The organism is Enterocloster sp. HCN-30185 (assembly GCF_037890305.1).
GTDB lineage: Bacteria > Bacillota > Clostridia > Lachnospirales > Lachnospiraceae > Enterocloster.
Genome location: NZ_JBBKBT010000004.1, coordinates 244442 through 267004 on the forward strand (window position 1 = coordinate 244442; position 22563 = coordinate 267004).

The following is a 22563-nucleotide window of genomic DNA, read 5'->3' on the forward strand; positions in this document are numbered from 1 at the left end:
GACAGTCTTTTACAGATCCAAAGCCAGATTTCTTAGCCATTTTTTCTGACGGTACCGCCAATAGCCCAAAATCATTTTATAGATTTCCTCAGAAAGTACCAGAGCGTATACCAGATAAATCGGAAGATGCCATACAAGCGCTCCCAGAAAAGCCAGCGGAACACCGATGATCCACACGCCGCTGGTGTCCAAAAAGAGGCACATTTTCGTGTCGCCGCCGCTTCTTAAAACACCTACCACATTTACATAGTTAAACATTTTTGCAGGCATATAGAGGGCAAATACCAGCAGGCAAAGATTTACATCCATGGCTACCTGAGGGGTAATGGTATAAATCCCGATGATCTGCCACCGTCCTGCCACCATCACAAGGTCAGCTGCCATAGTTATGATAAACTGCAGGATAAAAAACTGGGTGGCATATTTTTCTGCTCTCTTTATCTTTCCCGCGCCAAGTTCATTTCCAAGAATGACGGCTGTAGCCGCGCTTAAGCCCTGGAACAGCACTACAAAAATATCCTGGATCGTGGTAGCAATGGTAATGGCCGCCACTGCGTCATCTCCCATACGGCCATATGCCAGAGAGTACAGTGTAGTCCCCAGTCCCCACATAAATTCATTTGCAATAACCGGAGCCGATGTATCTGCGAAACGGAGGATAAAATCCCTGCTCCATCCAAACAGGCCTTTAAAGCCGCAGGCCAGAGGAAGCTTTTTGCCGTAAACATATAGGAGCACAAGACTGACCTCAATGCACCGGGCGATCAAAGTCGCGCAGGCAGCGCCTGCCACGCCCATCTGCGGAGCACCGAATTTTCCAAAGATCAGCACATAGTTTAAAACAACATTGATAGCAATTGCAATACAGCTGCATACCACAGGATATACAACCTTATTTACAGCCCGCAGCATGGCGACGTACACATTTGTCATGGCAATAAAAGGGTATGTGAGCACGGCGATCCGAAGATATTTTATGCCCAGTTCAATGCTGCTCTCACTGGTTGTAAAGATCCGCATCACCTGATGGGGCCAGATCAATCCCGGGAGCACAAATACAAGTGCTCCGGCTGCGGCCAGGAGAATAGATAAGCCCAATACTTTCCGTATGCTCTTTACATCTCCATTACCCCAGTACTGGGCCGCTAAAATACCGGCTCCGCTGACAATGCCGAATACCAGCAGTGAAAATACAAAAAAATACTTATTTGCAAGTCCCACGGCGGCAATGGCGCTGGAGCCAAGGCCTCCGATCATCAGAGTATCTACCATATTTACTACTGTATTAAGCATACCCTGCAGTGCCACAGGGCATGCGATCATCAGCGCTTTTTTAAGAAATCTCCGGTCACGGAGCATTTCTCCCGTGCGGATCATCAGCTGTCTCATCGTTCGTTTCCATTCCTTCCTCGTTCATTCTGTTTTTCCTGTCTTCCAGCAGTTTTTTTGCAAGTACGCTTTCAATTTTCTTATTTCCGATCGTTAACACCTGAAAATGCCAGCCGGACTGGTCGATGGAGGGCTTTTCGCCCTCTGCCGGAATCCGGTCTAACCGGGATGTAAGAAAACCGTTTAATGTATCGTACTCCTCCTCGTCCTCTCCCAGGCTGAGTTTTAGCGCCTCTGAAACCTCATCAAAGGGAGCCAGTCCGCTGATAAGCCAGGAACCGTCCTCTCTTTCGGTCATATAGTGCTCTTCCTCGTCATATTCATCCATGATGTTCCCCACGATTTCTTCTAAAATGTCCTCCATGGTCACCAGGCCTGCGGTTTGTCCATACTCGTCTACCACGATTTCCATATGGATCTTTTCCGACTGCATTTCTTTAAAAAGAGAATCAATCTTTTTTGTCTCAGGGATAAAAGCCGCCTCTCTTAAAAGTCCCGGCACTTTACGGATTTCCTGTTCCCTGAATTCTGCTTTGCGGGCCAGCATGGCCGCATCTCTCAGATGAAGGATCCCGATAATATCATCCATATCCTCGCCATATACGGGATACCGTGTATTTATGCCCTCATCCAGCATAAAATCAAGGGCAGCCTCCAGCTTCATGGAACCGTCAAGAGCCGTGATCCCGGTTCGGTGAGTCATAATATCTTCTGCCGTTGTGTCACCAAGCTGGAAAATATTGGATATCATTTCTGTTTCATCTGCTTCCAGCACCCCCTGCTCATGGCCTTCATTGACCATGGTCATAATATCTTCTTCCGTTACATCCTCATAACCGTGTAACTTGATCCCAAAGCGCCTTAAAGCTGCAAAAAGCTTTTTTCCAGGCCCCCAGCTTCCATCCTCCATAGTAAATTCAAAAACTCCTTTCTCGCGTTCCCAGCTCCAGGCTGATCCGCATAGCCTCATCTACCCGTCTCATCATTTCCCCGTCAATATGACAGATTTTTTCTCTCAGCCGCTGTTTATCAATGGTGCGTACCTGCTCCAGTAAAATGACAGAATCCCTGACCAGACTCCGGTTTCTGGCTTTCAGCTCTACATGAGTAGGCAGTTTTGCCTTATTCATACGGGAGGTGATCGCTGCACAGATTACCGTAGGACTATGTCGGTTTCCCACATCATTCTGAATGATCAGCACCGGACGCACACCTCCCTGTTCAGAGCCCACAACCGGGCGAAGATCCGCATAAAAGATATCTCCCCGTCTGATGATCATAGCTTTCCCCTCCCATGTACTGATACACTATCAGCATATGTAGGGGGACAGTCCAGGGAGCGTGTCTGTACCTCTTATAAATATCTTATGGCTCTTCAAACCCTTCGTAGCGGTCATCAAAATAATCCTTTGTTCCTGCAATCGCACCGTCTTTTATATAGACTCGGGGCACCCGCTTTCCAATATCGCAGATGATCTCATAGTGGAAACCACCTGAGCAGGCAGCCATTTCTTCTACTGTGATCTCTTCTTCCCCATCCCTTCCGATCAAAGTAACCTCATCATCCTCTTTTGCCTCAGGGATATCCGTCACATCGACCATAAACTGATCCATGCAGATCCGGCCAAGGATCCTGGCCCGCTTTCCGCGGATAAGGACAAAACCTTTATTGGACAAAGCGCGGTTGTAACCGTCCGCATATCCGGTAGGAATGGTTGCCACCCGCATAGTCTTATCTGATACAAAGGTGCTGCCGTAGCTTACTGGCGTTTTTGGTCCTATTTCCTTAATATAGGTGATAAAGCTCTTAATTTCCATTATAGGCGTCAGTCGAATCCGGCTTCGATCCACTTCATCCGATGGATAAAGACCATAAATACAGATTCCGGCACGGACCATATCCATATGGTTTGAATCCAGATCTTCTACGATCCCGGCGCTGTTGGAACAGTGGCGGATGGGAATATTGACCCCATATTCCTCCAGATAACCTAAAAAGGCCAGATATTTGTCATACTGCTCCCTGTAAAAGGTCTTGTCTGTCTCATCTGCTCTTGCAAAATGGGTAAAAAGCCCCTCGATTTCAATGCCCGGAAGGGACGCCATCCCGGCTGCCTCCTTTGCAGCATCCCTGCTGGGAGCCATGCCGATCCGGCTCATGCCTGTATCAAGGGCCAGATGGATTTTGGCCGTAAGGCCTCTTTCCTTTGCCAGACAGGATAATTCCTTGGCTTCTTTTAAACGGAACATAGCCGGGGTGATCTTGTACTGCAAAAGCTCCTCAAACCGCTGTCTGTGGGTCACACCTAAAATCAGGATCGGTTTTTGGATCCCATGGCGGCGCAGATTGATCCCTTCGTCTATATTAGATACCGCATAACCTTCCACATACGGATCCATGGCCCAGGCCACCGGAACTGCTCCATGGCCGTAGCCGTCTGCCTTTACGACACCCATAATGGCTGTAGAGGCCGGAAGGGCCTCTCTCATAGCTTTCATATTAGAAACAACGGCATCCAGATTTACCGTTGCATATACTCTGCTGTAAGGTCTCATTTTGTTTTGATTTCCTCCTTCTGCCGATCCATAAAGGCCCCGGCTGCCTCAGCAATCTCTGATGCAAGCAGGCTGTGAAGCTTATTTCCGGCTGCACGCTCTCCTGCCAGCCCATGAATATAAACGCCCAAAGCGGCTGCTTCCTCTTCCTCCATTCCCAGGGCCATCAGCCCGGCCAGGATGCCGGTAAGCACATCTCCGGATCCGGCCTTTGCCATAGCGCTGCTTCCGCTGGTATTGATATATAAAGTCCCCTCTTTTCCTGCGGTCACGGCTGCCGCATCTTTAAGAACGCAGGTAATCCCGTAGTGGGATGCATAGGAAAATGCCGCAGCCGGAAGATCGGCCTGAATTTCACTGATTTTCTGGCTTGTAAGCCGCGCCATTTCCCCCAAATGGGGAGTGATCACAATATTTTCCGTATAGTAGGAGGTCAGATAGGGGTGAGATGCAATGGTATTTAAGCCGTCCGCATCAATGATCACAGGCACAAAGGCGCTTGTAAGGATATCCTCTACCAGATATTCCACATAAGGCTCGCTTCCAAGACCAGGGCCTAAAACCACCACATCTGCCCAGTTCATCTCAGCCTCGATCCGTTCCTTAAAATCCTCTCTCCCGCCTAAAAGCTCTTCCGGACGATAAGAAGAAATAATGGCTTCCGGAAGAAGGGTCTGTAAAACCGTCCTGTTTTCTTCCACGGTCAGGATTTTTACAAGTCCAGCTCCGGCCCTGTAGGCTCCAAGAGCGCTAAGATAAGCTGCTCCGCTCATGTTTTTAGAGCCTGCTGCGATCAGCACGCGGCCAAAGGTCCCTTTATTTGAATAGGCTTTCCGCTCCGGTACCCGGTTTAAATCGCTTTCCTCGCAGGCATACGCCATAGAGATCGGATCCTCCTCTTCCGGCTCTGCCCTTAAGGCCTCCTCAGGAAAACCGATGTCTGCAACCGTAACATTTCCCGCATAGTCCCTTCCCGGATATACGGCAGTTCCAATCTTCTCCCAGCCAAAGGCTACGGTTTCATCTGCTTTCAGAGCAATCCCCATCACCGCTCCCGTACCGGAATGGATCCCGGAAGGAATATCGACAGCAATGCACCATGGCTTTGTTTTTCCATTCCCTTTAAGAATCTCTGCTGCAAGCTCCATACAGGCTCTGTATTCTCCCTGGATTTCCCGGCTTAATCCCACACCGAAAAGGCCGTCGAAAAGAATCCCGCAGTTTTCTGCTTCCTCTTTCATAAGTTCCCATTTTTTTACAGGTATCCCCAGCTTCCTGGCAATGGAAAGCTGGAGCTTTAATTCTTCTGTCGCCTTTTCCTCTGAACTGGCCAGAAAAATAACTGCAGGAAGTCCTTTTAAATAAACCATCCGGGCTGCCGCCGCTGCATCCGCTCCATTATTTCCCACACCGCACAGCGCCCAGACCGGACTGTGTGCGGCAAATGCTCGGGCTGCCTTTAATGCGCAGTCTGCGACCGCCAAAGCTGCCCGCTCCATTAAAACCAGGGAAGGAATCCCGACCTCATGGATGGTGTAATGATCCACTGCTTTCATCTTTCTACCTGTCAGAAGGGTTCTCATATCATGTTCTCCTCTCTGCGGACGTTTCCTTTTCGCCCACTGCAAATGCCATGGCAAAATCCTCTGTATTGGAGATAGACACATGGATCTGTGTCAGCCCCATTTCCTCAGATCGCTTTTTAGCGCCGCCGTAAAGATTGACATAGGGTTTTCCAAGCTCATCCCGAAGCACCTCGATATCTCCGGGCATAAATCCCCGGAACCCGGTGCCGAACATCTTTGCCACGGCCTCCTTCACAGCAAAAGAGCCGGCCAGCTTAGAGGCAGACCCCTTCGCTTGCCGGCTTTCCGTCTCCGTAAATGTGCGAGCGACAAAATGAGGCCTCCTGCAGGCCTTTTCCATGCGCTTTATTTCGATCAGATCGGTTCCAACTCCCAGTATCATCCTACTTGCTTCCTGTGCGTTCGTTTTTTTCATCCCGGTCCAGCATACTGCATACCCGGTAGGACAGCCGCATCAGACTTTCAGACAGATGCACATTTTCCACAACTACATCCTCCGGTACAACAAGATCCGTATGGGCGAAATTCCAGATTGCCTTGATTCCTGCTGCTACCAGACGATCCGCAATCTCGGGAGCCTTTGTCTTTGGTATGGTAAGAGCCGCGATCTGGATCTCATTCTCTTTTATAAAGCTTTCCAGATCGTCCACGGACCGGATTTCAATCCCGCGGATCACCAGACCGATCAGCTTGGGATTGATATCAAACATCCCTTTGATCACAAAACCTCTCCGTTCAAAATTTGTATAATTGGCGATTGCCTGTCCCAGATTTCCGGCTCCGATGATGATCAGATTGTGCTGCTGGTCGATTCCCAGAATCTTTGCAATTTCCGAGTACAGATATTTTACATTATAGCCATAGCCCTGCTGTCCGAAGCCGCCGAAATTATTCAGATCCTGGCGGATCTGAGAAGCTGTAACCTTCATGCGGTTGCTCAGTTCATTGGAAGAGATACGCTCCACTCCTTCTTCAATCAGCTCCCCCAGATAGCGGTAATAGCGGGGCAGTCTCGAAATAACCGCTTTCGATATTTCCTTGCGTTCCATCCTGTGCCACCCTCTCCTTATATGATTCAATCTAATGCTTTCTATTATAATCGGGCGTTAAAAAAATGTCAAATCACTTTCAGGATGTTCTTGAAAAAAATATGTTCCTATATTATACTGATTGGTGCATATTATGCAAAAAACATAGAATTTATGCTAAAAAAGGAGTTTTGAAATGATCCTGTCATGCAGCAACATCAGCCGGTCCTTTGGAGATAACCATATCCTCAAACGGGTCTCATTTCATATAGAGGAACATGAAAAAGCCGCTGTCGTAGGGATTAACGGCGCGGGAAAATCCACTCTTTTAAAGATCATCATCGGTGATCTGGCACCAGATGAGGGAAGTGTAACCTGGGCCAAGGGCGCTTCCATCGGATATCTGGCCCAGCATCAGGATCTGGAGGGCGCTGAGACCATTTATGACGCTCTTTTAGAGGTAAAGCGGCCTATCCTTGAAATGGAGGAGCGTCTACGAAACCTTGAACAGTCCATGAAATCTGCCTCCGGTGAAGAACTGGAGGCTATGCTTTCCGAATACAGCCGCTTAAACCACGCGTTCGAGCTGGAAAACGGCTACGCCTGCCGCAGTGAAATTACGGGGGTATTAAAGGGTCTGGGATTTTCAGAGGATGAATTTTCAAAGCCCATCCAGGCGCTCTCCGGCGGCCAGAAAACCCGTGTATCCTTAGGCAAGCTTCTCTTAACCAAACCCGATATCCTGCTTCTGGACGAGCCCACCAACCATCTGGATATGGAGTCTATTGCATGGCTGGAAACCTATTTAAAGGGCTATTCAGGAAGCGTGATCATCGTGGCCCACGACCGGTATTTCCTGGACCGTGTGGTTACAAAGGTCATCGAGCTGGACAATGGCACCGCCACTGTTTTTTCCGGCAATTACTCCGCCTACAGCGATAAAAAAGCCATGCTCAGAGACGCACAGATCCGTGCTTACTTAAATCAGCAGCAGGAAATCCGCCATCAGGAAGCGGTCATTGCCAAATTAAAATCATTTAACCGTGAAAAATCCATCCGAAGGGCAGAAAGCCGGGAAAAGATGCTGGATAAAATCGAGCGTCTGGAAAAGCCAGTGGAAATCAACGATTCCATGGATATCCGTCTGGAACCGGACGTAGTCAGCGGAAATGATGTACTCACCGTCACAGACTTAAGCAAGTCCTTTGATACTCAGACATTATTTACACATGGCAGCTTTGAAATCAAACGTGGGGAACGGATTGCGGTTATCGGAAATAACGGTACCGGAAAGACCACGCTTCTTAAGATCATAAACGGCCTGATCCCTGCTGATGCCGGAGAAATCCGCCTGGGCGCCAAGGTTCATATCGGCTACTACGATCAGGAGCATCAGGTCCTCCACATGGATAAAACCCTGTTTCAGGAAATCCAGGATACCTATCCCAATATGAACAACACTCAGATCCGCAATACCCTTGCTTCTTTCCTCTTTACCGGTGATGATGTGTTTAAGCTGATCAAGGATTTAAGCGGCGGCGAACGGGGCCGCGTTTCACTTGCAAAGCTTATGCTTTCTGACGCCAATTTCCTGCTCCTTGACGAGCCCACCAACCATCTGGACATTACCTCAAAGGAGATTCTGGAAAGTGCATTAAACCGATATACAGGAACGGTGCTTTACGTGTCCCATGACCGCTATTTCATCAACCGCACCGCTACCCGGATTCTGGATCTGACCGGACAGTCCTTTATAAATTATATTGGCAATTATGATTATTATCTGGAGAAAAAGGAGGATGTGGAGGCTGCATTTTTTGCAGGACGAGGCTCTGAGGCTCCAAAATCAGCTTTAGGCCGTCCGGCTGATGCCGGAACGGGAGCTTCTTCCGGTACCGCTGCCTCCTCTTCTGCTTCAGATACAGGGGCCAAGCTTGACTGGAAGGCTCAGAAGGAAGAGCAGGCCAGGATCCGCAAACGTCAGAATGAACTTAAAAAGACCGAAGACGCCATCCACCAGTTAGAAACAAGAGACAGCGAGATCAATGAGCTGCTGGCGTTGGAAGAAGTCTATACCGATGTGTCCAGACTGATGGAGCTGAACAAAGAAAAGGATTCCATCAGTGAAAAACTGGAAAAACTTTACGAATTATGGGAGGCGCTGGCAGAGGAATGAAATTAAAACGTATTCTGGCTCTTCTTGGAGTCCTTCTCCTTGCAGGGCTTGTTCTCCTGTTTTTTATTCTGGCTCTTACCGGGGCTTCCAAAAATACACTGATGGCTGTGGCTTTTTCGATCCTCTTCTTTTCCGTCCTGTTTTATGCTATGGCGCTGATGGCAAGGGTATTAAAGCATGGGGACGATCCAGGTCAGGAAGAGGATGAACGAAAAAAAACATTGTAGGTTATTGATAAAGCGGGAACCTCCCGGGAGTATGTCTTCATAGGCTGCGGTCATGAAAATGACCGCAGTTTCCTTTTTTACGATAGGATCTGAATTTCTGCTGTCAACCTCTGCAGTTCATTCCGTGTAAATCTTACTAATTTTTTTCTCTATGAAATCCCCTTAATGGCTGCTTCCCCATCGGATGAATACCATCTTCTGTTTCACGGACAGGGTATTGTCCTGCCAGCTGCTCTAAATATTTCTTTCATTTTTTCAGAAGGCTACCGTAATATTCTTCCTGTGTCAACTATACATCCCACACATTTACTGGATTTCTTTTTTATTTTCATTATCGGGTTTTTCTCCCATTCCCGGTTTATTGTCCATTTCTCCGGGTCTTTTACCATTCTCCGCTGGTTCCCTTTCCATGGGCGCTCTCCCGCCTGTGGGAACTTCGCCGTTCTCAGGCCCCCTACCGCCTTTAGGAGTCTCACTGCCAACGGGAGCCTTTCCATTTTCAGGAATATCGGCGCCGTAAACAAGACTGTCCATAGTAATCATTTTCTCCTCCGTACCGGCTGTTAATGAATAGCTTTCTCCCTGTCTGATATCCGGGCTGCTAATGAGGACAGATGAATATTCTTTTTCTGCTTTCCAGGATAAAAGCTCTGTGCCGTCACTGTTTTTCAGGGCGATCTGCGTTCCGGCTTCCTGCGGATTCAAAGTAACCATTATTATCCCCTGGGTAGAAGATAGATCAAAGTTTTGTGCCATACCGGATGCGCCTGATGAAGCAAAAATTCCTCCTGTGACCACTGCTTTTCCATTATAATCCAATGAACTATTTCCACCATTGACCGGTCCGGATAAATAGGTTTCTCCACCGGAAATCATAAGATCTCCATTTGAATCAATCCCATCTCCTGACGCGTTGATTCTCAGACTGCCGCCTGAAATTGAAATATAGGCTCCTTCCATAGATACAAACGGATCTTGTCCTTTTTCCATACTGCTTCCGTCTCTGCCTCCGGCAGCATTCACACCGTCGTCAGATGCTGTAATATCGATCTGTCCTCCTGTAATATCGATCGTCAAACCTTCTATTCCTTCGTAGCTTTCTGAAATCTTAATACTGCCTCCGGAAATGGCAGCTCCGTCATCTGCATGGATTCCATCATCTCTGGAAGACAGAGTGTAATCTCCTCCGGTGATAAAAACATCTCCATTAGAGTGGATTGAATCATCTTCTGTATCCAAACAATACGTTCCCTCTTTCAAAAGCATTTGTGCTCCGGCCTTTATACCTTTCGCACTTTTTTCCTGCTCCTCCTGTTTGTGTTGTTCCAGACTGTTTTTTTCTTCTGCGGAAACGCCTCCCTGTCCTGTAGTTATTTCATAGGTTCCATTTTCTGCCAGCAGCCAGTTTCCAGCGCTGATCCCGTCACCCTGGGATTGGATTTTAAATATTCCATCCTTCAGATAGATAAATCCAAGAGTTTCATCTTCATCATTCTCAGAGTGAATTCCATCTTTTCCTGAAAGGATTTCATACGTTCCCTCAGCAATGCGCACACTGTCTTTTCCTTCAATCCCATGCTCAGCCGCCGAAATCTCATAGCTGCCATCAGCAAAGATCAGATCGGCTTTTGACACAATCCCGTGTCCGGCTGCTGCGGTTACTATAAGTTTTCCCGTTCCGTTGAACAACAGATCGGCTTTTGAGAAGATTGCCCCATCGATCGTATCCTCATCAATGTCTGCGTAGACGCCTCCATTTGATACGGCGTTTTCTGTACCATCTGCCAGCGTAAGAAACACTTTATCGGCAGACGCAATATAGACCGCCGCCGAATCCTGATTGGAAATGGCTGCCTGGTTAAATACCAGATGTACTTCATCTGTAGTTTCGGCATTTACAATGAGCATACCGTCTGACAGGCTTCCGGAAAGAAGATAGGTTCCTTCATCCGTAATCGTTACCGTATTCTGATCGATCACAACGGTGTCCGTATCACAGAAGGAACCTTCATCGGACAGCTGGATGATTGTACTTTCCGCTTCATTATATTCCACATTTCTGTCGCTGTCAGAAAACATATCGGATGTATCTATTTCAAAAGATGTGGTTTTTTCGGAATTTTCCCCTGTTTCCATGCTTTCATTCGTCGGATCATTTTCGGCTGTCCGGGTTTCATCTGCACTTTGTACTGTGCCTGGTTCCGTGCTGCTTCTGGCGCATCCGGATAATAAAATAATACCTGTAATAAAAATACCTGCGATTTGCTTTTTTCTCATTCTTCTGCCTCCTATGTAAGTTTAAATAAGCTCCCCATATTTGTGGTTTTCACCTGCTGAAGTTCATAGTATGCCATACAAGTTCCTCCTGATATTTTTGATTTTCTTACTATAAGGAGCAGACCTTAACTCAACTTAAAAAAGCTTTTAAAAAATAAAAAATCCGCACAGATAAACTTGTGCGGAGTGCCGATAAGGCCTTATGCCGGAAATAAGATTGAAATCTGTAAGGATTTTTCATCCTTTGTTTCAGCTGTGATCTTCCCTCCATGGGCTGCCACGGTTGAAGCTGCGATGGATAATCCCAGCCCGTATCCTCCCGTTTCAGAATTTCTGGAGCTGTCTGTACGGTAAAAACGGTCAAATAAATGAGAAATCTGTTCTCTGGAAATAGATTTTGTCGTATTAAAAACGGATAGCCGGATCCTGTTTTTCTTTTTCTCAAGGGTCACAAGGATAGTTCCGTCTTCATCCGAATATTTTACAGCATTATCCAGCAAAATCGTGAGCAGACTATGGATTGACTTCTGTTCCCACTTCATGGATACCATGGGAGAGATGGAACTATAGCAATCCATCAAATTACCGCACATAATTGCACGAACAAACCCCCCCTAAACAATCTGAAACTCGAACGGTCGAAAATGCCCTTTCGATTGCTGCTGGAAGTTCTGATGCGACTCGGACTTTTTCTTTCCTTTATTTATACACCATCAGTCCTTCACCTCTCGGCTACTATGACCTCTGCTGACTTCTGTGCGTTCAGCATTGCTTTATGTAATGGTTACCTCTTTCAAGGCGTGCCGCACAGACCTCCCTAGGTACCACACGTTTCTTCCTCTCCATCCATCTGCCTCATCTATCATGCATGATTCCGTGTAGTTATTGGGCTTCGACTTGGATGGCAGCCTTACCCTCATGCATGACCTCATATGAGATTTCTGTTCATCAGACCAGAGATTTGCCCGTGAGTTAGTATGTCCCTCACATCCAGCTTCCTTCAGATCCCACCTCACGATGGACACCCTTGCCTTCGGCTATATCCTTCCCACTACCGGGCGGATTCGGGACTTTAACCTGTTAGAAACGTGCGCCGCTAGGCGCACCATCCATAAAACAGGGTGTGCAGATATAAAAACTGCACACCCGATCGCAACATCCTTCTGCACTTATATCTTCCCATATGCAGCCAATGCCTCTCCAGCCCTTACTCCCAGAGCTGTGGTATGATATAAGACAACTCCATCGAATTTTGCCGGAATCTCCATTCTTTCCCCGGCCGGAAAGGATTCAAAAACTCCCAGCTTTTCCCCACAGCATACCCGCTTCCCCGCTGTAATAGAGGGATACCAAAAACCGTCAGAGACTGCCTCCTCATAAACGGCTTCTTTTATATCTGCCTGCGATGTTTTTTCATATGAACCCTGTTTTATCCCAAGAAATGCCATAATGCGGTGCATATCCTCCATACACCGCTCCACTTCATTCTCCGACCACAGACCGCCTGAACCCCGTTCGATCAAAAGAGACGGAATCCCCTTCTGTACGGCCCAGCTGTATAATCCATTTTTCGCCTGAGAGCTTACCCTGTAAGGTACGGATAATACTTTGGCTGCCTGTAATGCTTTATCATTAACCGCCTTCTCTCCCTTTGTGGGATAAAAAACAAGAGGAATCAAATCTTCATTGCTGTCTCCGCTGTGAAGATCAATCAGAAAATCTACACAGGGATAGATATATTCTTCCATGGTATAAGCAATCCGTTCAGAAATCGTTCCATTCGATTTTCCAGGGAAAACCCTGTTTAAATTTTTTTCATCCTCCGGAACCACCTGCTTTCTGCCGTCAAAAAATCCGCATCTGTTTACGAGAGGGATCAATATCACGTTTCCCGCCAATTCCATGGGGTCAAGAAACTCAGCCATTCGCTTCGCTGCTTCTATCCCCACATACTCGCAGCCGTGAACTCCTGCCGTTATGACCAGAGTTTTCCCCTGATTTTTTCCACAGATACAAATTCCTTCCATTGCCTCCGCCTGTAAGACGGGAATTTTTATATGTTTCTTTTCCCCCGCCTGTATCTCGTATCCGCAAACGATCATGATGCCTCCTCTGTGTCAAAAACGATAATAGATTCTAAAAGCTTTCTGGCATAGATATCCTTTGCTTCGCTTAGCTGCTTTACCGGAAGATACTCTGTCACCCTTCCCTGGTACAAAAACAGCACATCATCACAAAGATAGGTTATAGATGTAAGATCATGGGTAATGAAAATATAGGTCAATCCAAGCTTTTCCTTTAAATCAAGCAAAAGATCCATGATCTGAACCTGGGTATGGGCATCTAGTGAGGAAATCGCCTCATCAAATAAGATCAACTCCGGATTACACGCAACCGCCCGGGCAATGCAGATCCGCTGAAGCTGGCCTCCTGACAGTTCATGGGGAAACCGACCGGCAAAGTCATAGGACAGGCCTACCAGCTCAAGCAGCCGGCGGATCTCCTTTTCCTGATTCAGCTTTTTCCTCTCTCGTCTTTGACGGACAAAGAGGCCTTCCTTCAAAATATCCGCCACTCTGAAACGGGGATTGGCTGAGGTTGTATAGTCCTGAAAAACAATACTTAACCGATCCTGCAGATTCTTACGTCCCTGTTTTGAACCGTATACGGAAACTCCATTGAGGAATACGGTTCCCGAATCCGGTTTTAAAAGTCCGCATAACACCCTGCCCATAGTAGATTTTCCACTTCCGGATTCTCCCAGAATCCCCAGGCAGGTTCCTTTTTTCACCTCCGCTGATACATCAAATAAAACCTGCTGTTTTGTATGTCCAAACAGCTTGTCCTGGCATTCCCTGCGGAAGCTGACGCATATCTTATCCAGCTTGAGCATGACTGCACTCTCCTCCTTCCAGCGCCTGTCTGTATTTTCTCATAACATCCGTCCGTTTTTCAATCAACAGCCTTGTATACGGATCTGCCGCATGGTGGATAATGTGATGGAAATCCCCCTGATCCACTACTGTTCCCTGGTTCAGAACCACAATTTTATCTGCTATCTGCGAAACAGCATTAAGGTCGTGAGAAATAAAGATCATCGCGGTCTTATGCTTTTGTTTAATGACTGCAAATTCATTTAAAATATCAAACTGTGTAATAGCATCGATTGCAGTGGTAGGCTCATCTGCAATCAGCAGAGACGGCTCCATGGACATGGCAATTCCAATCATAATACGCTGCAGCATTCCGCCGGAAAGCTGGTGTGGATATTTTTCCAGTGCCTCCTCTGGATTTCGGATCTGCATTTTATCTAACATTTCAATGGATCTCTCTTTTATTTCTCCGGCATCCCATTTTTGATGAGCTGCAAATGTTTCTGCAATCTGGTTTCCGATACGGTACAGAGGATCGAAACAGGTCATGGGATTTTGCAGTACGATTCCAACCTGCCCGCCTCTCAGCCTGCGCAGCTGCTCTGCATTTTTCCCAACCAGCTCATCTCCCTGAAATTTCGCGCTTCCGGAAACAACAAAATTCTTATCAAGAAGCCCCATGGCTGCCTTAATTGACATGGATTTTCCGCTTCCTGATTCCCCCAAAATTCCCAGGCACTCCCCCTGCTTTACCGAAAAAGAGACGCCTTTCACTAAATCCGTATTCCTTTTTTTGCCTCGCAGGGATACCTGAAGATGATTCAATTCAAATACTGGTGTCACTTTGCCACCTCCTTTGGATCAAGAACGTCCCGCATCGCATCTCCCAGCAGATTAAAGCAGCACACAAGGGCAACGATTGCAATTCCTGGCGCAAGCATCTGAGTTGGGTTGCTGGTCAGAACCTCCTTAGCCTCATTTAACATAGCGCCCCATTCTGGTGTGGGTGCCTGAACTCCCAGTCCCAAAAAAGATAATGTAGAGATGTTAATAATCGCCCATCCAATGTCCAGAGAAGCCAGAACTGCCAGATCAGAAGTGATGGACGGCAGCAAATGACGGAACAGGATAAAACGCTCTGGCATGCCTACGCACCTGGAAAACTGTACAAAATTTTTATCCCTGTACTGCATAACTCCGGTACGGATCATGCGGGCATACCAGGCCCATTTTATAAACACATTGGCAATGATCACATTCTGGACACTGACTCCCAGCAGGGCCACCACTGCAAATACCATGATCTGGCTGGGAAAGGAGAGCATCACATCTACGATCCGCATAATAATCTCCTCTGCAATCCCTCTGAAATATCCGGCTATAATGCCCAGGACTGCCCCAATCCCAATGGTTCCTGCCATAGTAAGAGCTGCCAGCCCCAAGGTGGGGCGGATTCCAAAGATCATGCGGGAAAGCACACATCTGCCCAGCTGATCCGTTCCAAGGGGGTACTGGACGCTGTAGGAAGCAAACTTATTGATAATATTGGTTTCATAGGGATCGTTCGGGGCAATAACCGGAGCAAAAATCCCAATAAGAGCAATGAGCAAAACTGCAAACGTTGTAAAAACTGCCGTTCTGTTCTGAAAAAAACGCTTTGCCATGTTCTCTAATCCTCCTTTCTCAGCCGTGGGTCAGACACTGTCTGCAAAATATCAAATATCAAATTAAATACTACAAAAAGAACACCGATCAGCAAAACATAGGTCTGAATAACTGGATAATCCCTGTTAAAAATAGAACTGATGCACAGAGTTCCAAGTCCCGGCCATGAAAATACATTTTCTACAACAATGGTACCTGATATCAGCTGAGGGATACTCATTCCCATTGCAACAATGCAGGTATGCATGGAATTTTTCAGAACATGCTTTACCCAGATCGATTTTGGAGATAATCCTCTGACATTGGCATAAAGGACATAATCCTGTTTCATATTCTCCAGCATATTATTGCGTATCAGCCGGATATAGGTCGATATATAGCTTAATGCCACTGTAAATGCAGGAAGGATCAAATGCTTCCATGTTCCGTTTCCATTGGTAGGCAGCCATCCAAATTTTACACCGATTGCCCACATCAGCAGCAGTCCAACCCAGTAAGGCGGCATGGCAGTGGTAACAAAGACAATGCTTCTCATCATCTTATCAAACCATCCATCCTTGTATACTGCACACAAAAATCCGATTGGAATACTCAAAAGCAATACGATCACAAAGGAAGCTCCCGCAAGCTGCAGGGTGGCCGGAAGACATCTTAAAATTTCTCCGGCTACGGTTCTTTTGGGATTCACATAGCTGATTCCAAAGTCTACCTGCAGGCATCCTGCAAGCCAGTCAAAATACCGGATCAAAAACGGCTTATTCAGACCAAGCATTTCCTCCATCCTGGCAATGGCCTCTTCTGTTATCACAGGCATTTGCTGTACCCTTAGGGCAACCTCTGCGGGATTAGATGGAATCAGATTGATAAACAGAAAACAGATAAAGGAAATCGCAAGCAGCAATGGAACAGCCATCATCAGACGGCGAATGACATATCGTTTCACAGCTTTTCCCCTCTTTCTTATAGATTTTCAGGTCTTATCTTTTAAAAAGCCGCTTCTCAGAAGAAACGGCTTTTCCTGATTATTCAAAATACATGTCGGAAAACGGAACATCATACTGGTCTGTTCCAAAATGAACGCCTTGTAAATTCTTTGTATAAAGCGCCTTGTTGCATTCAAAAGTCAGAGGAATATATACGGCATCCTCGTGGAGACGGGTGAGAACGAACCGGTACAGTTCCTGACGTTCCTCTTCATCTGTGGTAGTCAGGATATCCGTAATTGCCTGATCAATTTCTTTCTTATCTGCCAGTCCCTGCTGTGCCGCAAAATCTCCGTAAACCGGTGCTCTCATTGCCGCCAGCGAAGACTGTGGATCGTAAGGCATACCCCAGCAGATGTTGAATACCATATCAAAATTACCTGCTTTCATATTGTCCCTGTAGGACTGCTCCTCCTCACCATGTATGTTGAGGGAAATTCCAAGCTTCAGGTATTCGCTCTGCAGATATTCAGAAATGGTTTTTTCCGTTACACTATCGCTGTTATACAATAAATCCAGTTCCAGTTTTTTTCCGCCTTTCTCCCTGATGCCACTGCTTCCCATAATCCATCCTGCTTCATCCAGCATACTGGATGCGGTTTCTGTACTATATTCGTATGGTGTCAGTTCTACATCACAGTAAGGAACCGTAGCTGCGTAAAGCGTATCTGCCGGCTGCTCCAGCCCATAAAAAATACCTTCCGAAATTGCCGTTCTGTTGGTCGCATGCTGCAGTGCCTGACGGACAGCCGTATCACTGAGAATCTCATTCGTCGTGTTTAATACAATATGTCTTGTAGAGGTAGGATTGGAAAGGGCAACTTCAAATTTATCACTGTCCACATACTGACTGATGGCATCTGCATCCAGCATATTTTTACCAAAAATCAGATCGATCTCTCCAGACTCCAGCGCCATAATACGGGTCTGGTTATCAGGAATTACTTTTACGGTAATCCTTTCAATTTTAGGCTTTTCTCCCCAGTAATTTTCATTGCGCTCAAATACGGCATATTGATCTGTCTCGAAATCAGTAAGCACATAAGGACCGGTTCCGATATACCCGCTCACTCCGTCTTTTGTACTTCCGTTAATCATGCAATTGGGAGAAATCATGGCAAAAGGACGGATACAACCTAATTCCGTAAGCATTGGATAATAGGCTTCACTCAATTCTATTACAAATGTATGGTCATCCGGAGCCGATACCCCAACCAGCAGGTTCATCATCTCCAGCCATGTATGACGATTTTTATTCTCAATAATTGCATTAAAATTCGCTAAGATTGCATTGGCATCGCAAACGGTTCCATCCGAAAAAGTAACTCCATTGCGGATTTTAAATGTATATATTTTTCCATCCTCGCTGATGGTCCAGCTTTCTGCCAGGCATCCCTCATATCCGTCTTCTGTAATGCTCACCAGAGTATCGTACAAAATGCTCTGGGCATACATTTCTCCTGCATACAGATGTGGATTTAAATCCCGGATATCCCGATAATTTACAAAAACCAGTTCCTGGTCGGAACCGTTGACTGCAGCGGCCGGTTCCGATGCTGCTGTTGAAACCGATGATGCAGCTTCTTTCTGTCCGCATCCGCTTAAAAGACCAAGCGCCAGGATTCCTCCCAGAACCAGTGCCGGAAATCTTTTTTTCATAGTGCTTACCTCCAGTAATTTTTATAGCTTTATCTGACCTGCATTATTGTATCAGAGTTAGTTCAGCCTTACTAGATGGTAATTTGTTCTGCCACTCCATAACAGATTGTTATAGCATTTGCTGAAATTTTTCCAGAATCCATTCTGCCTGTCTGGAAAGAATGCGGGCTGGATCTTTTACATAACCGACCTGTAAAAATGGTTCACAGCCATTGATAGGAAGGGCTTTTAAATCATACTGGGAATAGGGCTCATACATAAAATCAAGTCCCAGACTGCATACATCCGTATATAAAAGAAGGTTGACAGTCAGATGGTCACTGTTTGTGTAGGCCGCATGGTTCAGGTTTTTTGTATCGATCAGACCCATGCTGACTGTTTCCAGATGGTGCTCCATAGAAAAAAAATCTCTTACTCCGCGGACAAATTTCAGCTCCTGGAGCTCAGAAAAGTCTACGCTTTGCTCATAGTACAGAGGATGGCAGGGACCCACATACAGGCAGATTTTCTTCGTCTTTAACGGTATGAATTCCAGGTTTTTATGGGACAGAATGTGCTGGAAGGTCTGAACCTGATGCTGTGCCACATAAACGATCCCTATCTCAGAAATCCCCTGATGTACCTGTTCCGTAATGTCCTCTACCGTTCCTTCATGGTGCTCTATGGAATACACATGTCCCCATTCTTTATAAAAATCTGTCAGAAGCCTTGCGATCATATTGCTTGGATAAGTGGAAATCCGGATACTGTTTTTCATATCCGGAACCGCTAGAGAGGAAATGGTCGCCGTTGCTTTCAGTATCATTTTTGCATATTCCAGAACGGTTTCTCCATAAACCGTTGGAGAAACGCCTTTTCCGCTGCGTTCAAGCAGCGGCCTTCCCAACTCACGCTCCAGAGAACGGATCGTTTTGCTCACATTTGGCTGGGAAGTATATAAACAAATGGCCGCCTGAGACAGGCTTCCCCGTTCACAGGCGGTCACAAAAAACTCCAGTTGCTTGATATCCATTTAATCTTCCTCCCACGTCGTTTATTTAAGTCTGTGGTTAGTTTACACTAATTTTTATTTACAGTCAATATCACTGTTTTAACATCTACCCCTTTACAGTATCCGAAAGGCAGTCTGCAGGCAGCATTTTCCGCTGCATACTGTTGTAGTACACAAACATTACATAGCTGCCTGCCCCAATCCATGCAAGAGGTGTGGCAATACATACTCCTGTGTATCCCCACAGGGAACAGATAAACAATGTGCTTCCAATACGCATCACCAGTTCAATCATACAGGCGATAAAAGGTGCCGCTGTATTCTGCATACTCTGAACGGCACAGCGGTAGATACTGAGCGCTCCCAGTATCAGATAGCAGGGGGCCACCCAATTCAGATAACCATTTGAATACCAGATAACCTCTTTAGGCGGATTGGCAAGAAACATTTCCACAATAGGACGGCGCAGAAGGAGGATTCCCACTCCCATCATAAGATTCAGGCACTGGGTCTGGATGAGTGCGGCATGTACTCCCTGACGAATGCGTTTCCATTTTCCAGCTCCATAATTTTGAGAAACATATGCAGACAAAGCGGACGCAGTTGCATTATTGACAAGCACAGAAACCTGATCCGCTTTCGTAGCCGCCGTATAACCGGCCACAGCCATACTTCCAAATCCGTTAACCGCACTTTGCATGGCAAGCTGGCCTATACACATAACGGACATCTGAAATCCCATAGGAAACCCGATTTTGAGTTCCCGGATACAGACCCTCCTTAGTCCGGAAAAATCCCTTCGTGACAGCCTCAGCTCCTCATATCTCCTTACACCTGAAACGGCACATAATAAAGAAGCCAGAAGCTGGGACAAAACAGTAGCCCATGCAGCACCTGCAACACCGCCCTTAAAAGGCACAATAAACAGGATATCCAGAACAATATTCAGCAGAGAGGAAAATACCAGATAGTACAGGGGCGTCCGGCTGTCTCCAAGAGCCCGCAGTATATTGGATATCATATTGTAAAAAAAGGTGGCTCCGCTTCCTAAAAGAACAATAAACATATATTCGTATGCCTCATTACAAGTACATACACTCATTCCCGGACAGGCGATTGTGATCAATTCCGATGTCCCTCACAGTGCAGTTCCCATAAAAAACAGTCATGTAATGATCGACACGATCATTATTCAGACAGCATTTCTTTCTAAGACACCGGGAAATGATATTGATCGAAACTGCCTCTCCCCCTTTTTCCATAATACAGATCTCCCCTGTATTCCTCTCCTTCTCGAAAATGAAATACAGAATGAAATTGTAAAAAACCTGATTCAGCTTGTCCACCTGTTTGATTCTAAATCTGACTTTTTTGAATTGAAGGTCAAAAGCCTGATACTTGACTGCTTTTATCAATTGCTTTTAGAAAACAAAAATAAATTTAAAAACCATTGCCCATCCAGCCAGGAAGCTCTTCGCAGGCTCCGGATTATGCGGGACTATATCCATGAACATTTCAACCAGCCTTTTTCTCTGACCGGGCTCGCAAATCATACACTGCTGTCCAGGGAATCCTGCTGTCGGATTTTCAAACAGATGACAGGTGTGACAATCAGCCAGTATATGACTGAATACAGAGTTATGCGGAGTCTGCCCTATCTGGCGGATGGAAAATACTCGATCGCAGAGGTTTCTGCTCTTTGCGGCTTCAGCAGCCAGAGCCGGTTTGCCGCTGCTTTTCGTTCCAAAATGGGGTGTAATCCAAATCAATATCTGCATTCCAATTTTGACATTATACGGAACTCCTGAAGAAAAATCTATTCATATTTACGATTTTTTCATACAGATATTGATGATGAATTAAGAAACGATGTCCAGTTGAAAAAGAAACTTCCCGTAAAAAAGCCAGTCGTATTTCCCGCCCAAAGGGCAATGTAATACCACTGGCTTTTTATTGTTTTTATCGGGCAAGCAGCTTCACAAGCCGCCCGGCTGCCTCTTTCGTATCCTCCGGCGAGCCAAAGGTAGAAAAACGGAAATATCCCTCGCCGCAGGCTCCAAAGCCTTCTCCCGGAGTTCCCACCACCTGGATTTCATGAAGCAGATAATCGAAAAATTCCCAGCTTCCCATTCCATTCGGACACTTCATCCAGATATAAGGAGCATTTTTTCCGCCGCAATACCAGATTCCCAGCTGATCAAGGGCATCCATCAATACCTTCGCATTATTTTTATAAACCTGTATTCTTTCACGGATCTGCCTCTGTCCTTCTTCCGTAAAAACAGCGGCTCCTCCCTTTTGGATAATGTAAGATACCCCGTTGGTTTTCGTTGTACGGTTGCGTATCCACATCTCATTTAAGCTCATCCCGTTTCGTTTCAGCGCTCCGGGAATCACTGTATAGCCCAATCTGGTGCCAGTGAAGCCCGCTGTTTTAGACAGGGAACATATTTCGATCGCACAGTTTTTTGCCCCCTCTATTTCAAAAATACTGTGGGGAACATCCTCATCTTCAATAAACGCCTCATATGCGGCGTCAAACAAAAGGACAGCGTCCGTGCGGTTGGCATAATCTACCCACTGCTTTAATTTGTCATAATTGAAAACGGCTCCTGTAGGGTTATTGGGGGAGCAGATGTAAATGACATCCGCTGTAACGCTTTCATCCGGCAGCGGAAGAAATCCCTCCTTCTCTCCCGATGGGATGTGAATGATTTTATTCCCTGCGATTATATTGGCGTCTACATAAGCCGGATAGGCCGGTTCCATGATCATAACCGTTTTATCCCTGCCAAACAGATCGAGAATATCTCCCAGCTCGTCACTTGCCCCGCTGGAAATAAATACTTCCTCCTGTGAAAGCCCTACGCCTCTTTTTTTATAATATTCGGCAATTATCTTTCTCAGTTCAGGGTCTCCGCACTCCGGCATATAGCCGTGAAAACGGCTCTTTTCCCCCTGATCGTCGACTGCTTTGTGAAGCGCTTTGATCACCTCGCCGCAGAGAGGAAGGGATACGTCTCCGATTCCCATACGATACAGATGCGCCTCCGGATGCTCTTCCAGATAAAGCTTTGTTTTCTGGGCAATATGATAAAACAGATAGGATTCCTTCAAATTATTGTAATTGGTATTCGGTATCATAGATTTTAT

The 22563-nt window shown here is 46.3% G+C and carries 20 protein-coding genes and 1 pseudogene; 3 read left to right on the forward strand and 18 right to left on the reverse strand.

Annotation, left to right across the window (positions count from 1 at the left end):
• Positions 1 to 9 precede the first annotated feature (9 nt).
• From WKT10_RS06980 to WKT10_RS07010, 7 genes and pseudogenes are all read right to left on the reverse strand, one after another.
• Complete coding sequence (locus WKT10_RS06980; RefSeq protein ID WP_066548291.1) at positions 10 to 1389, reverse strand: MATE family efflux transporter; 1380 nt, start codon at positions 1387 to 1389, stop codon at positions 10 to 12.
• Positions 1349 to 2254, reverse strand: a pseudogene (locus tag WKT10_RS06985) (hemolysin family protein); the annotation flags it as partial. The gene WKT10_RS06980 and the pseudogene WKT10_RS06985, both read right to left, overlap by 41 nt.
• 52 nt (positions 2255 to 2306) lie before the next feature.
• Complete coding sequence (locus WKT10_RS06990; RefSeq protein ID WP_317438607.1) at positions 2307 to 2669, reverse strand: type II toxin-antitoxin system PemK/MazF family toxin; 363 nt, start codon at positions 2667 to 2669, stop codon at positions 2307 to 2309.
• An 85-nt stretch (positions 2670 to 2754) separates the two neighbouring features.
• Positions 2755 to 3945, reverse strand: a complete 1191-nt coding sequence (gene alr / locus WKT10_RS06995; RefSeq protein WP_296038974.1) for an alanine racemase — start codon at positions 3943 to 3945, stop codon at positions 2755 to 2757.
• Complete coding sequence (locus WKT10_RS07000) at positions 3942 to 5528, reverse strand: NAD(P)H-hydrate dehydratase (RefSeq protein WP_296038976.1); 1587 nt, start codon at positions 5526 to 5528, stop codon at positions 3942 to 3944. Before WKT10_RS07000 ends, alr begins: the two co-directional genes overlap by 4 nt.
• A 1-nt stretch (position 5529) precedes the next feature.
• Complete coding sequence (acpS, locus tag WKT10_RS07005; protein WP_066548279.1) at positions 5530 to 5913, reverse strand: holo-ACP synthase; 384 nt, start codon at positions 5911 to 5913, stop codon at positions 5530 to 5532.
• Position 5914: 1 nt separating this feature from the next.
• Entirely contained in the window at positions 5915 to 6580 is a 666-nt protein-coding gene (locus tag WKT10_RS07010; protein WP_066548277.1) for a redox-sensing transcriptional repressor Rex, read from the reverse strand.
• A 175-nt stretch (positions 6581 to 6755) separates the two neighbouring features.
• Between WKT10_RS07010 and abc-f the strand changes: the two genes are divergently transcribed.
• On the forward strand, positions 6756 to 8735 hold the full coding sequence (abc-f, locus tag WKT10_RS07015) for a ribosomal protection-like ABC-F family protein (RefSeq protein WP_337434062.1): 1980 nt from the start codon (positions 6756 to 6758) through the stop codon (positions 8733 to 8735).
• Positions 8732 to 8962: a hypothetical protein gene (locus tag WKT10_RS07020; RefSeq protein ID WP_337434063.1), complete on the forward strand. Its 231-nt coding sequence runs from the start codon at positions 8732 to 8734 to the stop codon at positions 8960 to 8962. The genes abc-f and WKT10_RS07020 overlap by 4 nt, the downstream gene beginning before the upstream one ends.
• Before the next feature lie 306 nt (positions 8963 to 9268).
• Here the strand turns inward: WKT10_RS07020 and WKT10_RS07025 are convergent, their stop codons facing one another.
• The 10 genes from WKT10_RS07025 to WKT10_RS07070 form a co-directional block, all read right to left on the reverse strand.
• Positions 9269 to 11239 (reverse strand): carbohydrate-binding domain-containing protein, encoded by a 1971-nt coding sequence (locus WKT10_RS07025; RefSeq protein WP_337434064.1) that lies wholly within the window; start codon positions 11237 to 11239, stop codon positions 9269 to 9271.
• Between the two features lie 200 nt (positions 11240 to 11439).
• A complete protein-coding gene (locus tag WKT10_RS07030; protein ID WP_337434065.1) occupies positions 11440 to 11817 on the reverse strand; it encodes a sensor histidine kinase in 378 nt (125 codons plus the stop codon).
• 591 nt (positions 11818 to 12408) lie between these two features.
• Positions 12409 to 13341, reverse strand: a complete 933-nt coding sequence (locus WKT10_RS07035) for a M14 family metallopeptidase (RefSeq protein WP_337434066.1) — start codon at positions 13339 to 13341, stop codon at positions 12409 to 12411.
• The gene (locus tag WKT10_RS07040; RefSeq protein ID WP_340276359.1) at positions 13338 to 14132 is read right to left on the reverse strand and encodes an ABC transporter ATP-binding protein; all 795 of its coding nucleotides are present in this window, start codon (positions 14130 to 14132) and stop codon (positions 13338 to 13340) included. The genes WKT10_RS07035 and WKT10_RS07040 overlap by 4 nt, the downstream gene beginning before the upstream one ends.
• A complete protein-coding gene (locus tag WKT10_RS07045; protein WP_340276361.1) occupies positions 14116 to 14955 on the reverse strand; it encodes an ABC transporter ATP-binding protein in 840 nt (279 codons plus the stop codon). Before WKT10_RS07045 ends, WKT10_RS07040 begins: the two co-directional genes overlap by 17 nt.
• Complete coding sequence (opp1C, locus tag WKT10_RS07050) at positions 14952 to 15776, reverse strand: nickel/cobalt ABC transporter permease (RefSeq protein ID WP_340276363.1); 825 nt, start codon at positions 15774 to 15776, stop codon at positions 14952 to 14954. Before opp1C ends, WKT10_RS07045 begins: the two co-directional genes overlap by 4 nt.
• A 5-nt stretch (positions 15777 to 15781) precedes the next feature.
• Positions 15782 to 16720, reverse strand: a complete 939-nt coding sequence (gene opp1B, locus WKT10_RS07055) for a nickel/cobalt ABC transporter permease (protein WP_337434069.1) — start codon at positions 16718 to 16720, stop codon at positions 15782 to 15784.
• A 79-nt stretch (positions 16721 to 16799) separates the two neighbouring features.
• Positions 16800 to 18419 (reverse strand): nickel ABC transporter substrate-binding protein, encoded by a 1620-nt coding sequence (gene nikA, locus WKT10_RS07060; RefSeq protein WP_340276365.1) that lies wholly within the window; start codon positions 18417 to 18419, stop codon positions 16800 to 16802.
• Between the two features lie 109 nt (positions 18420 to 18528).
• Positions 18529 to 19431, reverse strand: a complete 903-nt coding sequence (locus WKT10_RS07065) for a LysR family transcriptional regulator (protein WP_177968165.1) — start codon at positions 19429 to 19431, stop codon at positions 18529 to 18531.
• Positions 19432 to 19516: 85 nt separating this feature from the next.
• Complete coding sequence (locus WKT10_RS07070) at positions 19517 to 20512, reverse strand: MATE family efflux transporter (protein ID WP_340276419.1); 996 nt, start codon at positions 20510 to 20512, stop codon at positions 19517 to 19519.
• Positions 20513 to 20528: 16 nt separating this feature from the next.
• On the opposite strand from WKT10_RS07070, the gene WKT10_RS07075 reads away from it, so the two are divergent.
• Positions 20529 to 21218: a helix-turn-helix transcriptional regulator gene (locus WKT10_RS07075; protein ID WP_337434071.1), complete on the forward strand. Its 690-nt coding sequence runs from the start codon at positions 20529 to 20531 to the stop codon at positions 21216 to 21218.
• Between the two features lie 151 nt (positions 21219 to 21369).
• On the opposite strand, the gene WKT10_RS07080 is transcribed toward WKT10_RS07075, so the two are convergent.
• Positions 21370 to 22554: an LL-diaminopimelate aminotransferase gene (locus WKT10_RS07080; RefSeq protein ID WP_337434072.1), complete on the reverse strand. Its 1185-nt coding sequence runs from the start codon at positions 22552 to 22554 to the stop codon at positions 21370 to 21372.
• Positions 22555 to 22563: the final 9 nt, after the last annotated feature.